Source organism: Variovorax nivicola, from assembly GCF_051216475.1.
Taxonomy (GTDB): Bacteria; Pseudomonadota; Gammaproteobacteria; order Burkholderiales; family Burkholderiaceae_C; genus Variovorax.
In genome coordinates this window covers 147240-161320 of record NZ_JBPJZK010000008.1, presented here as the reverse complement: position 1 = coordinate 161320, position 14081 = coordinate 147240, and the positions used below count along the sequence as shown (strand labels likewise).

At 65.3% G+C, this 14081-nt stretch carries 12 protein-coding genes and 2 pseudogenes; 11 read left to right on the top strand and 3 right to left on the bottom strand.

The annotated features are described in order from the left end of the window. Positions 1-61: 61 nt before the first annotated feature. The 4 genes and pseudogenes from ACSFBF_RS27610 to ACSFBF_RS27595 all read left to right on the top strand — a co-directional run. The gene (locus ACSFBF_RS27610; protein ID WP_258350159.1) at positions 62-598 is read left to right on the top strand and encodes a MarR family winged helix-turn-helix transcriptional regulator; all 537 of its coding nucleotides are present in this window, start codon (positions 62-64) and stop codon (positions 596-598) included. Beyond that, on the top strand, positions 591-2066 hold the full coding sequence (locus ACSFBF_RS27605) for an efflux transporter outer membrane subunit (RefSeq protein ID WP_435472543.1): 1476 nt from the start codon (positions 591-593) through the stop codon (positions 2064-2066). Before ACSFBF_RS27610 ends, ACSFBF_RS27605 begins: the two co-directional genes overlap by 8 nt. A gap of 54 nt (positions 2067-2120) precedes the next feature. After that, positions 2121-3455, top strand: a complete 1335-nt coding sequence (locus ACSFBF_RS27600; RefSeq protein WP_435472541.1) for an HlyD family secretion protein — start codon at positions 2121-2123, stop codon at positions 3453-3455. Positions 3456-3502: 47 nt separating this feature from the next. Then, a pseudogene (locus ACSFBF_RS27595) lies at positions 3503-5068 on the top strand (DHA2 family efflux MFS transporter permease subunit); the annotation flags it as partial. 70 nt (positions 5069-5138) lie between these two features. Here the strand turns inward: ACSFBF_RS27595 and ACSFBF_RS27590 are convergent. Continuing rightward, positions 5139-6338 carry an AGE family epimerase/isomerase gene (locus ACSFBF_RS27590; RefSeq protein WP_435472539.1) on the bottom strand — a complete coding sequence of 400 codons (1200 nt, stop codon included), beginning with the start codon at positions 6336-6338 and terminating at the stop codon, positions 5139-5141. Positions 6339-6593: 255 nt separating this feature from the next. Between ACSFBF_RS27590 and ACSFBF_RS27585 the strand changes: the two genes are divergently transcribed. The 6 genes from ACSFBF_RS27585 to ACSFBF_RS27560 are packed head-to-tail and all read left to right on the top strand — an operon-like array spanning position 6594 to position 12464. Continuing rightward, positions 6594-7364 carry an ABC transporter ATP-binding protein gene (locus tag ACSFBF_RS27585; protein WP_435472537.1) on the top strand — a complete coding sequence of 257 codons (771 nt, stop codon included), beginning with the start codon at positions 6594-6596 and terminating at the stop codon, positions 7362-7364. Next, entirely contained in the window at positions 7364-8071 is a 708-nt protein-coding gene (locus ACSFBF_RS27580; RefSeq protein WP_093079937.1) for an ABC transporter ATP-binding protein, read from the top strand. The genes ACSFBF_RS27585 and ACSFBF_RS27580 overlap by 1 nt, the downstream gene beginning before the upstream one ends. A 44-nt stretch (positions 8072-8115) precedes the next feature. After that, positions 8116-9315: an ABC transporter substrate-binding protein gene (locus ACSFBF_RS27575; protein WP_435472534.1), complete on the top strand. Its 1200-nt coding sequence runs from the start codon at positions 8116-8118 to the stop codon at positions 9313-9315. 40 nt (positions 9316-9355) lie between these two features. Next, positions 9356-10549 (top strand): ABC transporter substrate-binding protein, encoded by a 1194-nt coding sequence (locus ACSFBF_RS27570; RefSeq protein WP_435472532.1) that lies wholly within the window; start codon positions 9356-9358, stop codon positions 10547-10549. Positions 10550-10591: 42 nt separating this feature from the next. After that, positions 10592-11467, top strand: a complete 876-nt coding sequence (locus ACSFBF_RS27565; RefSeq protein ID WP_435472530.1) for a branched-chain amino acid ABC transporter permease — start codon at positions 10592-10594, stop codon at positions 11465-11467. 10 nt (positions 11468-11477) lie between these two features. After that, entirely contained in the window at positions 11478-12464 is a 987-nt protein-coding gene (locus tag ACSFBF_RS27560; protein WP_435472528.1) for a branched-chain amino acid ABC transporter permease, read from the top strand. Between the two features lie 55 nt (positions 12465-12519). On the opposite strand, the gene ACSFBF_RS27555 is transcribed toward ACSFBF_RS27560, so the two are convergent. Beyond that, positions 12520-12993, bottom strand: a complete 474-nt coding sequence (locus ACSFBF_RS27555; protein WP_435472526.1) for a hypothetical protein — start codon at positions 12991-12993, stop codon at positions 12520-12522. 204 nt (positions 12994-13197) lie between these two features. Between ACSFBF_RS27555 and ACSFBF_RS27550 the strand changes: the two are divergent. Next, positions 13198-13395, top strand: a pseudogene (locus tag ACSFBF_RS27550) (branched-chain amino acid ABC transporter permease); the annotation flags it as partial. A 22-nt stretch (positions 13396-13417) separates the two neighbouring features. Here the strand turns inward: ACSFBF_RS27550 and ACSFBF_RS27545 are convergent. Continuing rightward, positions 13418-13960, bottom strand: a complete 543-nt coding sequence (locus tag ACSFBF_RS27545) for a DUF4399 domain-containing protein (RefSeq protein ID WP_435472525.1) — start codon at positions 13958-13960, stop codon at positions 13418-13420. Positions 13961-14081: the final 121 nt, after the last annotated feature.

Here is a 14081-nt window from a genome sequence, read left to right as displayed (position 1 = left end):
ATCCCTTGCCTCCACAAAGGCGGCCTTGACAATTACTGCCGAGGCAGCTAATATTTCGACCATGAGCGATGCAAACACCCCAGAAGCCTCGTCGGCCCCCGCCGACGCTGAGCGTCGCCCGCCTGTCTTCTATCGCGCGGAGACTTATTCGACCGAAGACAGCATCGGTTACCTGATGCGCCGCATCGTCACTGCGGTCGGTCAGGCAGTAGAAACCCGCATGTGCGAGCCTGGCGGCCCGACCTATCCGCAATGGGTGCCTCTATACAAATTGCACACCGGCGCCGCCACCACCGTGGCCGAACTGGCCCGCGCCTGCGAGCTCGACACCGGCGCCATGACGCGCCTGCTCGACCGCCTCGAAGCCAAGGGCCTGTGCCGCCGCGTGCGCTCGCTCGAAGACCGCCGCGTGGTCAACATCGAACTCACCGACGAAGGCCGTGCCGCCGCCAAGGAAGTGCCTTACGTGCTGAGCCGTGTACAGAACGAACACCTTGCTGGCTTCAGCGCCGAAGAATGGGAGCAGCTCAAGGGTTACTTGCGCCGCATCCTCGACAACGCCCAGGCCCTCGCGGCCCGTGGAGATAAAAATGACTGATTCCCTCGCCGTGCGCGCTGTGCGTCGCACCCCCGTCGTGGCCGCAGCATTGCTCGTGGTCGCACTTGCCGGCTGTGCCGACATGGCCGGCATCGGCTCGCAGGCCAAGCTGCGCGACGCCTCGTCGCTGGGCATCGCGCCCGACAGCGCCGCGGCGCCGGTGTCCCGCCTCGACAGCCAATGGTGGCTCGCCTTCGGCGACACGCAGCTCAATTCGCTGATCGACCAGGCCGTGGCCGGCAACCCCAACCTGCAGGTCGCGCAAGCCCGCCTCGCGCGTGCGCAGGCCTCCGCCGACATCGCCGGCTCGGCCCTCAAGCCCCAGGTCAGCGCCGAACTCGACCTGAATCGCCAGAAGTTCAACAGCAACTACATCTACCCCGCACCGCTGGGCGGCTCCACGCAGAACATCGGTCTGCTGCAGCTCGGCGCCAGCTGGGAGCTCGACTTCTTCGGCAAGAACCGCACCGCGCTCGACGCCGCCATCGGCTCGGCGAATGCCGCGGCCGCCGATGCGGACGCCGCCCGCGTGCTGCTCGCGAGCAACGTGGCACGCAGCTACTTTCAATGGGCGCGCCTGAACGACCAGCTCACCGTCGCCCAGCGCACGCTGGCGCAGCGCGACGAAACGCTCAAGCTCGTGCGCGACCGCGTGTCCGCCGGCCTCGACACCCGCCTCGAACTGCGCCAGAGCGAAGGCGGCCTGCCCGAGGCACGCCAGCAGATCGAATCGCTCAACGAGCAGATCGCGCTGCAGCAACACGCGCTCGACGCGCTCGTCGGCCAGCCGAATGTGTCGGCATCGCTCAAGCCGCCCGTGCTGGCCGGCGTCAAGCCGATTGCACTGCAGGGCAGCATTCCGGCCGATCTGCTCGGCCGCCGCGCCGACATCGCCGCCGCGCGTTGGCGCGTCGAGGCCGCCACGAGCGACGTGGCCAACGCCAAGACGCTCTTCTATCCCAACGTGAACCTCACGGCCTTCGTCGGCTTCCAGAGCCTGGGCTTCGGCAAGCTGCTGAAGTCGGGCAGCGAGCAGTGGGGCGTGGGCCCGGCCATCAGCCTGCCGATCTTCGAAGGCGGCAAGCTGCGCGCCAACCTGCGCGGCAAGTCGGCCGACCTCGACGTGGCCATCGAAAGCTACAACGCCACCGTGCTCGACGCGGTGCGCGACGCAGCCGACCAGGTCACGAGCGCGCAGTCGATCACTCGCCAGCAAACCGAACAACGCGCCGCGCAGACCGCTGCCGAAGGCGCCTACGACATCGCCGTGCAGCGCTACCGCGCGGGCCTCGGCAACTACCTCAACGTGCTGACCGCGGAAACCTCCGTGCTGGCGCAGCGCCGGCTGGCCGTCGATCTCGCCGCCCGCGCGCTCGACACGCAGGTGGGCCTGGCGCGCGCACTGGGCGGCGGCTGGCAGCCCCCGGCCATGGCCACCGCTTCGGCCCCCGCGGCCGCAGTGAACTGAACAAGAACCGACCAGAACTGACCCGACTCCCTCGTCTTCGGAAAGAACTTCATCATGAGCGACAACAACACTCCGACGCCCGCTGCAGCTGCAGCTCCTGCAGCCCCCGAGGCACCCGCCGGCAACGGCAAGCGCCGCCGCGCACTCACCGCGCTTGCCGCGGTGGTGATCGTCGTCGGCGGCGGCTGGGGCCTCTACGAATGGCTGGTTGCCAGCCACTACGAGGACACGGACAACGCCTACGTGCAGGGCAACGTCATCCAGATCACGCCGCAGATCGGCGGCACCGTGATGGCCATCGGCGCCGATGACACCGACTTCGTGAAGGCCGGCCAGCCGCTGGTGCAGCTCGACCCGGCCGATGCCAAGGTGTCGCTCGAACAGGCCGAAGCCGCGCTCGCGCAGGCCGTGCGCCAGGTGCGCACGCTGTACGCCAACAACGGCTCGCTGGCCGCGCAGGTCACGCTGCGCCAGTCCGACATCGTGAAGGCGCAGAGCGACATCGCCAAGGCGCAGGACGACCTGCAGCGCCGCCGCGCGCTGTCGGGCAACGGCGCCGTGTCGAAGGAAGAACTCAACCACGCCGAGACGCAACTCGACACCGCCAAGAGTGCGCTCGCCGCTGCGCAGGCCGGCGTGGTCGCCGCGAAGGAAGCGCTGGTCAGCAACCAGTCGCTGACCGACGGCACCAGCGTGGCCCAGCACCCGAGCGTGCTGGCCGCCGCCGCCAAGGTGCGCGAGGCCTACCTCGCCACTCAACGCGTGGCCATGCCCGCACCGGTCGACGGCTACGTTGCCAAGCGCACGGTGCAGCTCGGCCAGCGCGTGGCCGCCGGCACGCCGATGATGTCGATCGTGCCGCTCAACCAGCTGTGGGTCGACGCCAACTTCAAGGAAGTGCAGCTGCGCAACATCCGTATCGACCAGCCCGTGAAGCTCACGGCCGACGTGTACGGCAAGAAGGTCGAATACACCGGCAAGGTCGCGGGCCTCGGCGTTGGCACCGGCAGCGCGTTCGCGCTGCTGCCCGCGCAGAACGCCACCGGCAACTGGATCAAGGTGGTGCAGCGCGTGCCCGTGCGCATCGCGCTCGACCCCGAGCAGCTCAAGGCTAACCCGCTGCGCATCGGCCTGTCGATGGACGCTGAAGTCGACATCTCGTCCAAGACCGGCAAGATGCTCGCCGACGCACCGCGCGCCACCGCGCTGACGCAGACGCAGGTCTACAGCCAGCTCGACCGCGGCGCCGACGCCGAAGTCGACCGCATCGTCGCGGCCAACCTCGGCCGCAGTGCACCGGCCACGGCCACCGCGCCGTCGAAGGGCTCGGCGGCACCGTCGAGCGCGCCCGCCGCGGCATCGGTGGCAGTGCAAGGGCAGCCGGGCTGATCGCCCGCGCTTCCCTCGGGTAACTCAGGCAAACAGTTCGCGCGACCGCAATGGCCACCGCTGCTCCTGCTTACGTTGCGCATCCACCGCTCGAAGGCGCAGCCCGCGTCTGGGGCACGGTAGCGCTGTCTGCGGCAACCTTCATGAACGTGCTCGATTCGTCGATTGCGAACGTGTCGTTGCCCGCCATCTCGGGCGACCTGGGCGTGAGCACCACGCAAGGCACCTGGGTCATCACCAGCTTCGCGGTGGCCAACGCCATCGCGGTGCCGCTCACGGGCTTCATGACGCAGCGCTTCGGACAGGTGCGCCTGTTCATGGCCAGCGTGATCCTGTTCATGGTCGCCTCGCTGCTGTGCGGCCTGGCGCCGAACATGACGACGCTGATCGCCTTTCGCGCGCTGCAGGGCTTTGTTGCGGGCCCGATGATTCCGCTGTCGCAGACGCTGCTGCTGTCGAGCTATCCGCGCGCCAAGGCCGGCCTCGCAATGGCCATGTGGTCGATGACCACGCTGGTCGCGCCGGTGATGGGGCCGCTGCTTGGCGGCTGGATCACCGACAACATCTCGTGGCCGTGGATCTTCTACATCAACATTCCCGTGGGCATTGTCGCGGCGGCCATCACCTGGACGCTGTACCACAAGCGCGAGAGCAGCACGCACAAGGTGCCGATCGACGCCATCGGCCTCGCGCTGCTGGTGCTGTGGGTGGGCTCGATGCAGCTGATGCTCGACAAGGGCAAGGAGCTCGACTGGTTCCACTCGGCACAGATCGTCACGCTGGCTGTGGTGGCCGTGGTCGGCTTTGCGTTCTTCCTGGTCTGGGAGCTGACCGACAAGCACCCGGTGGTCGACCTGTCGCTGTTCAAGCGCCGCAACTTCTGGTCGGGCGCCGTGGCAACGGCCGTGGCCTACGGCCTGTTCTTCGGCAACGTGGTGCTGCTGCCGCTGTGGCTGCAGCAGTGGATGGGCTACACCGCCACGCAGGCGGGGATGATCATGGCGCCCGTGGGGCTGCTGGCGATCTTCTTCTCGCCGATCGTCGGGCTCACGGTGGCCAAGATCGACCCGCGCCGCTATGCGACCTTCTCGTTCCTGGTGTTCGCACTGATTTTGTGGATGCGGTCGAACTTCAACACGCAGGCCGACTTCGTCACCATCATCATCCCGACGGTGATCCAGGGCATTGCGATGGCGTTCTTCTTCATTCCGCTCGTGACCATCACGCTGTCAGGCCTCACGCCCGACCGCATCCCGGCCGCATCGGGGCTGTCGAACTTCCTGCGGATCACCGCGGGTGCGATGGGCACGTCGATCACCACCACGCTGTGGGACAACCGCGCGACGCTGCATCACACGCAACTGGCTGAAGCCATCAACCAGGGCAATAACGCAGCCACGAGTGCGATGTCCGGGCTCAATGCCAGCGGCTTCAGCACCGACCAGGTGCTGGGGCAGATCAATCGCATCGTCGATCAGCAGGCCTACATGCTGGCCACGAACGACATCTTCTATGCGTCGGCGATCCTGTTCCTGCTGCTGATTCCGCTGGTGTGGCTGGCAAGGCCGCAGAAGGGCGGTGCCGGCGGCGACGCCGCAGCCGGCGCGCACTGACCGCGCATCGCCTTCACACCGATCACCCCCAGCCTCCGTGAGGAGCCTGGGGGTTTCTTCATGGGGGTTCTTATTTGCGCAGCGCCTTGAGCACGTCGTGGCATGCGCCCATGGTGTGATAGTCGGTCTTGCCGGCGGGGCTCTTCTCGTCGCTGATCTTCCGGTTCTGCGGCGTGAGGATGCGGTACCAGGCGCCGTGCCGGTGGTCGACGAAGTGCTCCCAGCTGTAGGCCCAGATGCTGTCGTACCAGTCCCAGTAGCTGGCCTCGCCGGTGCGCACCGCGAGCAGGGCGGCCGCCGCGAAGCTCTCGGCCTGCACCCAGAAGTACTTGTCGCCGTCGCACACCTTGCCGTCGGGGCCGAAGCCGTAGACCAGCCCGCCGTTGTCGGCGTCCCAGCCGCGGAACATGGCGGTGTCGAAGAAATGCCGCGCGCGCGGCACGATCCAGTCGGCCGTGCGGTCCTTGGTGGCGAGGTGGCCTTCCAACTGCAGCAGCAGCTTGGCCCACTCCGTCAGGTGGCCGGTCTGGAAGCCCCAGGGCCTGAAGATGTTGGTCTTGTCGCCGCGGTTGTAGTCCCAGTCGACCGACCAGTCTTCGCGGTAGTGCTCCCAGACCAGCCCTTCGGCCAGCGCGGCCTGCTTGCCGGTCACGGATTCGGCCACTGCCAGCGCGCGGTCAAGGTAGCGCGTCTGCTGCGTGGCTTCGAATGCGGCCATCAGGGCCTCGCAGGCGTGCATGTTGGCGTTCTGCCCGCGATAGGCACCGATGCGCCAGTCGGCCGTAGCCTCGTCGGCGTAGAGCTGGTGGCGTGATTCCCAGAAATGCTGTTCCATCAGTTGCCAGGTGTGCTCCAGCCCCGCATACGCTTCTTCGATGCCTGCCATCAGCGCATGCGCTTGCGCGAGCAGCACGAAGTCAAGGCCGTAGCAGTGGTTGGTGCCGTCCTGCACGGTGGCGCGCTGCTGGTGCCAGTCGATCTGCCATGCATAGCCGCCGCCCGGCTGCCGATGCGCATGCTCGACGAACGCAAGACCGTGCCGCGCGGCCGCAAGATGTGCGGGAATGCCGAAGCGGCGATACGCCATCGCATGGTTGAACACGAAGCGCGTGCTGCTCACGAGATGACGCGTGCGCCGGTCGTACACCGTGCCGTCGTCCTTGAAGAAATGAAAGAAGCCGCCCGTGGCATCGAGGTCGCGCGGCTCGTAGAAGGCCAGCGTGTGCAGGATGTGGTCGGTCAGGAAGTCGGGAGAGCGGAAGTCCGGCATGTTGGCTGCAGTCTACGCAGACCCCTGTGCGCACCGGCTTGGGGTTTCCGATGCCGCGGAGCTTTCTTTGTCGTCGCAGCGACAGTCCCCGATTCGAATGTGCGCCGGTCCGTGCAGGTTGCACTGCAGCATAGGCATTTGCCCCAGTATGCAAGCGGGGTAGGCCCACGAACAATCGGTCCGCGCTCGATGGTGGCGCATTGAGATGGACCGCATGACCGACATTCTTTTTCCGTACCCGGGCGACTTCGCGAGATGAGCGACGTCATTCTCGAAACACGCCAGCTCACCAAGGAATTCAAAGGGTTCACGGCGGTCAGCAAGGTCGACCTGTCGGTGGTGCGCGGATCCATCCACGCGCTCATCGGTCCGAACGGCGCCGGCAAGACGACCTGCTTCAACCTGCTCACCAAGTTCCTCGAACCGACCACCGGCACGATCCTGTTCAACGGGCAGGACATCACCGGCGAGCGGCCTGCGCAGATTGCGCGGCGCGGCATCATCCGCTCGTTCCAGATCTCGGCCGTGTTCCCGCACCTCACGCTGCTCGAGAACGTGCGCCTCGGGTTGCAGCGACGCCTCGGCACCTCGTACCACTTCTGGAAGAGCGAGAAGTCGCTCAAGCCATTGGATGCCAGAGCCCGCGAGCTGCTGGCTGAAGTCGGCCTCGAAGAACTCGCCGACGAACAGACGGTGAACCTGCCCTACGGCCGCAAGCGCGCGCTCGAAATCGCGACCACGCTGGCCATGGAGCCCGAGCTGATGCTGCTCGACGAACCTACGCAGGGCATGGGCCATGAAGATGTGCATCGCGTGGCCGAACTCATCAAGCGCGTGTCGGCTGGACGCACCATCCTGATGGTCGAACACAACATGAGCGTGGTCTCGACCATCGCCGACACCATCACCGTGCTGCAGCGCGGCGCCGTGCTGGCCGAAGGCCCGTACGCCGAAGTCTCGAAGAACGCGCAGGTGATGGAGGCCTACATGGGCACCACCGACGGCCAACTCCAAGGGGCCCACTGATGACCGCCGCATTGGAGATCAAGGGCCTGCAAGCCTGGTACGGCGAATCGCACGTGCTGCACGGCGTCGACATGGTCGTGCAGCCTGGCGAGGTCGTCACGCTGCTGGGCCGCAACGGCGCGGGCCGCACCACCACGCTGCGGGCCATCATGGGCCTGACCGGCGCGCGCAAGGGCAGCATCGAGGTCAATGGCAAAGAAACCATCGGCATGCCGACGCACCGCATCGCGCACCTCGGCATCGGCTACTGCCCGGAAGAGCGCGGCATCTTCGCCAGCCTGTCTTGCGAAGAAAACCTCCTGCTGCCGCCAGAACTCAAGGGAGCGGGGCAGGGCATGTCGGTCGAAGAGATCTACGCCATGTTCCCCAACTTGGCCGAGCGCCGCAACAGTCAGGGCACGCGCCTGTCGGGCGGCGAGCAGCAGATGCTGGCCGTCGCGCGCATCCTGCGCACGGGCGCCAAGCTGCTGCTGCTCGACGAAATTTCCGAAGGCCTCGCGCCCGTCATCGTGCAGGCGCTGGCCCGCATGATCACCACGCTGCGCTCCAAGGGCTACACCATCGTCATGGTGGAGCAGAACTTCCGCTTCGCCGCGCCGCTGGCCGACCGCTTCTATGTGATGGAGCACGGCCGCATCGTCGAGAAGTTCGGCGCTGCCGAGCTCGAAGCCAAGATGCCCGTGCTCACCGAGCTGCTCGGCGTCTAGGTTCTTCGAGGTTCTTTCACCTGTTGCTACTGCTGGAGACAAACATGAAAAATCGGCTCACCGTATTCGCCCTGGCTTTCGGCGCACTGGCGCTTGCAGCGTCCGCCCATGCGCAGGCGCAGGACAAGATCAAGATCGGCTTCATCACCGACATGTCGAGCCTGTATGCCGACCTCGAAGGCAAGAACGGCGCGCTCGCGATCCAGATGGCCATCGACGACTTCGGCGGCAAGGCGGCTGGCAAGCCGGTCGAGCTGCTCACGGTGGACCACCAGAACAAGCCCGACATCGCCGCCTCCAAGGCACGCGAGTGGATCGACACGCAGGGCCTGAGCATGGTGTTCGGCGGTACCAACTCCGGCGTGGGCCTGGCGCTCGCGAAGGTGGCGGCCGAGAAGAAGCGGGTGTACTTCAACAACGGCGCCGCATCGTCCGCACTCACCAACGAACAGTGCTCGCCCTACACGGTGCACTACGCCTACGACACCGTGGCGCTGGCCAAGGGCACCGGCGCGGCCGTGGTCGACGGCGGTGGCAAGACCTGGTTCTTCCTGACCGCCGACTACGCCTTCGGCCATGCGCTCGAAGCCGACACCTCCACTGTAGTGAAGGCCAAGGGCGGCACCATCGTGGGTTCGGTGCGCCATCCGCTCAACGCGTCCGACTTTTCCTCGTTCCTGCTGCAGGCGCAGAACTCCAAGGCACAGATCCTCGGCCTGGCCAATGCGGGCGGCGACACCGTCAACAGCATCAAGGCCGCCAAGGAATTCGGCATCGGCAAGACCATGAAGCTCGCCGGCCTGCTGATCTTCCTGAGCGACGTGCACAGCCTGGGCCTGAAGAACACCGAAGGCCTGCAGTTCACCACCAGCTGGTACTGGGACCTGAACGACGACACGCGCAAGTTCGCCAAGCGCTTCTTCGACAAGACCAAGCGCATGCCCACCGAGATCCAGGCGGCCGACTACTCCGCCACCATGACCTACCTGAAGGCCGTGGACGCGGCCAAGTCGGACGATGCCGACAAGGTCATGGCCGAGCTCAAGAAGATGAAGCTCAACGACTTCTTCGGCTCCGGCCAGATCCGCGCCGACGGCCGCTACGTGCACGACATGTACCTGATGCAGGTCAAGTCGCCCTCGGAGTCGAAGACGCCGTGGGACTACTACAAGCTCGTGAAGAAGCTGCCCGGCGACACGGTGTTCACCACCAAGGCCGAGTCCAAGTGCGCGCTCTGGAAATAACCAGCCGATCGACCCCCATTCAGGATCACAAGGACCTCTCATGAAAAAAGCATTCGCCTTCACCGCCGTTTTTGCCGCCGCAGCACTGGCCGCCGGCGCAGCCCAGGCCCAGGACAAGGTCAAGATCGGTTTCATCACCGACATGTCGAGCCTCTACGCGGACGTGGAGGGCAAGAACGGCGCCCTCGCGATCCAGATGGCCATCGACGACTTCGGCGGCAAGGTCAACGGCATGCCCATCGAGCTGCTGCAGGCCGACCACCAGAACAAGGCCGACATCGCAGCCTCCAAGGCGCGCGAATGGATCGACACGCAGGGCCTGACGATGCTGTTCGGCGGCACCAGCTCGGGCACCGCCCTGGCCATGGCCAAGGTGGCGCAGGAGAAGAAGCGCGTATTCGTCGTGAACGGCGCGGGCAGCTCGGCGCTCACCAACGAGCAGTGCACTCCCTACACCGTGCACTACGCCTACGACACCGTGGCGCTGGCCAAGGGCACCGGCAGCGCAGTGATTGCGCGCGGCGACAAGAGCTGGTATTTCCTCACGGCCGACTACGCCTTTGGCCAGGCGCTGGAGGCCGATGCCTCCAAGGTCGTGAAGGAAAAGGGCGGCACCGTGGTGGGCAGCGTGAAGCATCCGCTCAACACCTCCGACTTCTCTTCGTTCCTGCTGCAGGCGCAGAACTCCAAGGCCCAGGTGCTGGCGCTGGCCAACGCTGGCGGCGACACCATCAACTCGATCAAGGCTGCCAAGGAATTCGGCATCACCAAGACCATGAAGATGGTCGGCCTGCTGGTGTTCGTGACCGACGTGCACAGTCTGGGCCTGAAGAACACCGAAGGCCTGCTGCTCACCACCAGCTGGGACTGGAACCTCGACGACAAGACGCGCGCCTTCGGCAAGCGCTTCTTCGAGAAGACCAAGCGCATGCCCACCGACATTCAGGCGGCCGACTACTCGGCCACCATGACCTACCTGAAGGCCGTGCAGGCCGCCAAGACGGTCGATGCCGACAAGGTGATGGAGACGATCAAGGCCACGCCCATCGACGACTTCTACGCCAAGGGCACGGTGCGCGCCGACGGCCGCTTCGTGCACGACATGTACCTGGTGCAGGTCAAGTCGCCGGCCGAATCCAAGCAGCCGTGGGACTACTACAAGGTGATCCAGAAGCTCAAGGGCGAAGACGTCTTCACGACGAAGGCCGAGAGCAAGTGCGCCCTGTGGAAGTGATCCCCCGCGGGCGCGCAGCCGCCCGGGTTCGTTGAAACGCTTATGACCATTTCCCTTCCCGCGCTTTTGAGCCAGCTCCTGTTGGGGCTGGTCAACGGCTCCTTCTACGCCATCCTGAGCCTCGGGCTGGCGGTGATCTTCGGCCTGCTCAACGTCATCAACTTCGCGCACGGCGCGCTGTTCATGCTCGGCGCCGTCCTGACGTGGATGGCGATGGAGTATCTCGGCATCAACTACTGGGTGATGCTGATCGCGGCGCCCGTCGTCATCGGCATCTTCGGCGTGCTCATCGAGCGCCTGCTGCTGCGCTGGATCTACAAGCTCGACCACCTCTACGGCCTGCTGCTCACGCTGGGCCTCACCCTGCTGATCGAAGGCGTGTTCCGCTCGATCTACGGCGTGTCGGGGCTGCCCTACGATGCGCCCGATGCGCTGTCGAGCGCCACCGACCTGGGCTTCATGGTGCTGCCGAACTACCGCGCCTGGGTGGTCGTTGCGTCGCTGGTGATCTGCTTTGCGACCTGGTACGTGATCGAGAAGACCCGCCTGGGCGCCTACCTGCGCGCAGGCACCGAGAACCCGCGCCTCGTGGAGGCCTTCGGCGTCAACGTGCCGCTGATGATCACGCTGACCTACGCCTTCGGCTGCGCGCTCGCGGCCTTCGCAGGCGTGCTGGCCGCGCCAGTGATGCAGGTGTCGCCGCTGATGGGGCAGAACCTCATCATCGTGGTGTTCGCCGTGGTGGTGATCGGCGGCATGGGTTCGATCATGGGCGCCATCCTCACGGGCCTCGGGCTCGGTGTGATCGAAGGGCTCACCAAGGTTTTCTATCCCGAGGCATCGTCTACCGTCGTATTCGTGATCATGGTCATCGTGCTGTTGATTCGCCCCGCCGGCCTGTTCGGCAAAGAAAAATAAGGCGAACGGCATGAACATGAAAAAAATCTCCACCGTCGTCTACATCTTGCTGCTGGTCGCGCTGGTCTTGGCACCGTTCTTCGGTGCCTACCCGGTGTTCGTGATGAAGCTGATGTGCTTCGCACTCTTCGCCGCGGCCTTCAACCTGCTGCTGGGCTTCACGGGCCTGCTGTCCTTCGGGCACGCGGCCTTCCTGGGCGGCTCTGCATACGTCGCAGGCCATGCCATCAAGGTCTGGGGCCTCACGCCCGAGCTGGGCCTGATCGCGGGCACGCTCACCGGCGCTTTCCTCGGCTGGCTCTTCGGCGTGCTGGCCATCCGCCGGCAGGGCATCTACTTCGCGATGATCACGCTGGCGCTCGCGCAGATGATGTTCTTCGTCGCGCTGCAGGCCAAGTTCACGGGTGGCGAAGACGGCCTGCAGGGCGTGCCGCGCGGCAAGCTCTTCGGCCTGATCGACCTGTCGAACGACCTCACGATGTACTACGTGGCTCTGGTCATCGTGGTCGCGGCCTTCCTGCTGATCGTGCGCACCATCCACTCGCCCTTCGGCCAGGTGCTCAAGGGCATCAAGGAGAACGAGCCGCGCGCGCTGTCGCTGGGCTACGACGTGAGCCGCTTCAAGCTGCTGGCCTTCGTGATCTCGGCGGCGCTCTCGGGGCTGGCCGGTTCGCTCAAGACGCTGGTGCTGGGCTTTGCCACGCTGTCGGACGTGCACTGGACCGCCTCGGGCCAGGTCATCCTGATGACGCTGGTGGGTGGCCTCGGCACGCTTTCGGGTCCGCTGGTGGGCTCGGCCGTGGTGGTGCTGCTCGAAAACAAGATCGGCGAACTCGGCAACTTCCTGGCGCGCATCACGACGATCGACTGGTTCAACACGCTGGGCGAGTCGGTGACCATGGTCACGGGCCTGATCTTCGTGATCTGCGTGCTGGCGTTCCGCAAGGGGATCATGGGCGAGATCATCGCGTTCATCGAGCGGCGACGAGCCAAATAGCAAGCAAGGCAACTGCAATGAAAAAGGGAGCCTCGGCTCCCTTTTTTTCATTGAATCAGCAGTTGCCTTTTTTCGCCTGGCCGGGCGGGCAGAAATCGCCGCGGTCGCGATTGTGGTCATGGCCGCGCCGATAGTCGCGATCGTGGTCGCGGCGGCGATGGTCTTCTTCCCACTCGCGTTCGCGGCGCGCTTCACGGTACGCCTCGCGCCGGCGCCAGTCGCCTTCGGTCCAGCGCCAGCCGCCGCGGTCCTCGACCCAGCGGCCCGGGGCATAGGCGTAGCCCGCGCGTTCGGGCTGCCAGCCGCCCTGGCGCCATGCGTAGGCTCGGCCATCCCAGGCCCAGCGGCCCGGCACCCAGACGAAGCCGCCGCGCGGTGGTGGCAGGGGTTCGTAGCGTGGCGGCGGCGGTGCTGTCATCACCAGCCCGGGCACGTTGATGTTCACCGAGACCTGCGCGTTGGCGGCAAGGGGGCTCGCAAGGATGGAAAGGGCGCCGGCCACGGCCAGCACGGCAAGTCGAATCTTCATGGTGGGGATCCTCTGTTTTAGGGTTCTGGTAATTTTTCCCAACGCACGGGGGAGTCGTCCGGTTGTCAGTTCTTCTACGCCGCTACAACAGTTACAGCTTCAGCGGTGGCTGTGGCCAGTGACCTCTAAATTCGATTCGGATGAATGGCAAGCGCCGAAAGAACGTACTCGAATAGCTCTGGGGGGCTATTTGTCAAACCAATGAACAAGTTCGGCGAACTCGGCAACTTCCTGGCGCGTATCACGACGATCGACTGTTTCAACACGCTGGGCGAGTCGGTGACCATGGTCACGGGCCTGATCTTCGTGACCTGCGTGCTGGTATTCCGCAAGGGGATCATGGGCGAGATCATTGCGTTCATCGAGCGGCGCAAGGGGCGCGGTTCAGGCTCTCCGCACTGAATGCGCCTGTCGCGAGGGGCTGCTAGTTGGCCTTCGGAAGCACGGTGATCTCGATCTCCCGGCTGGCCACGTAGTACGGCACGTGCGCGTGGTTGGCGAACAGCAGGCGCAGCTTGTGCTTGCCGGGCGGCAGGTCGAGCACGGCTTCCGTTTCTCCGTTCCCATAGTGCTTGTAGTGCTGGTGCAGGTACTCGTCGGGCTTGTCGAAGGGAATCGGCGCCTTGATATCCACCGGCAGCGGCATGTCGATCAGGATGTGGTGATGGCCGGTGTTCTTGATGTCGCCGGCGACCACGGGCGAGACCCCCATGCCCGAAGCCACGAACGCGACGCGAAACGGTGACTTCACCTGGTCCCCGTTCTTGATGTTCGTGAAGTACAGCAGTTTTTCTCCGGGCAGGAAAGGACGCGTGCGATCGCTCGCGCTGATGTCGCTGATCACGGATTCCGTGGTCTCCAGCGGTTTGAGCGCGACGTCGGGCGGCGCTGCGATGGCGAAGGAGGTGCTGATCGACAGCAGGGCACTGGCGATGACCAGCGTTTTCAGGTGGTGATGGGTGTTCATGGGGGGACTTACGATTCCGGCCGGAAAACGGATGCACTCTACCGTTTTCTTTTTGGAATGTTGTGGTGATGTTGCGATGTTTGGGGCGCGATCACGCCGACGGTGTGCTCTGCTCCGCGAA

Coding starts and splice junctions, on each gene's coding strand:
- ACSFBF_RS27575 (WP_435472534.1), top strand. CDS start 8,116: ATGAAAAATCGGCTCACCGTATTCGCCCTGGCTTTCGGCGCACTGGCG.
- ACSFBF_RS27560 (WP_435472528.1), top strand. CDS start 11,478: ATGAACATGAAAAAAATCTCCACCGTCGTCTACATCTTGCTGCTGGTC.
- ACSFBF_RS27580 (WP_093079937.1), top strand. CDS start 7,364: ATGACCGCCGCATTGGAGATCAAGGGCCTGCAAGCCTGGTACGGCGAA.
- ACSFBF_RS27555 (WP_435472526.1), bottom strand. CDS start 12,993: ATGAAGATTCGACTTGCCGTGCTGGCCGTGGCCGGCGCCCTTTCCATC.
- ACSFBF_RS27545 (WP_435472525.1), bottom strand. CDS start 13,960: ATGAACACCCATCACCACCTGAAAACGCTGGTCATCGCCAGTGCCCTG.
- ACSFBF_RS27605 (WP_435472543.1), top strand. CDS start 591: ATGACTGATTCCCTCGCCGTGCGCGCTGTGCGTCGCACCCCCGTCGTG.
- ACSFBF_RS27610 (WP_258350159.1), top strand. CDS start 62: ATGAGCGATGCAAACACCCCAGAAGCCTCGTCGGCCCCCGCCGACGCT.
- ACSFBF_RS27600 (WP_435472541.1), top strand. CDS start 2,121: ATGAGCGACAACAACACTCCGACGCCCGCTGCAGCTGCAGCTCCTGCA.
- ACSFBF_RS27590 (WP_435472539.1), bottom strand. CDS start 6,338: ATGCCGGACTTCCGCTCTCCCGACTTCCTGACCGACCACATCCTGCAC.
- ACSFBF_RS27570 (WP_435472532.1), top strand. CDS start 9,356: ATGAAAAAAGCATTCGCCTTCACCGCCGTTTTTGCCGCCGCAGCACTG.
- ACSFBF_RS27585 (WP_435472537.1), top strand. CDS start 6,594: ATGAGCGACGTCATTCTCGAAACACGCCAGCTCACCAAGGAATTCAAA.
- ACSFBF_RS27565 (WP_435472530.1), top strand. CDS start 10,592: ATGACCATTTCCCTTCCCGCGCTTTTGAGCCAGCTCCTGTTGGGGCTG.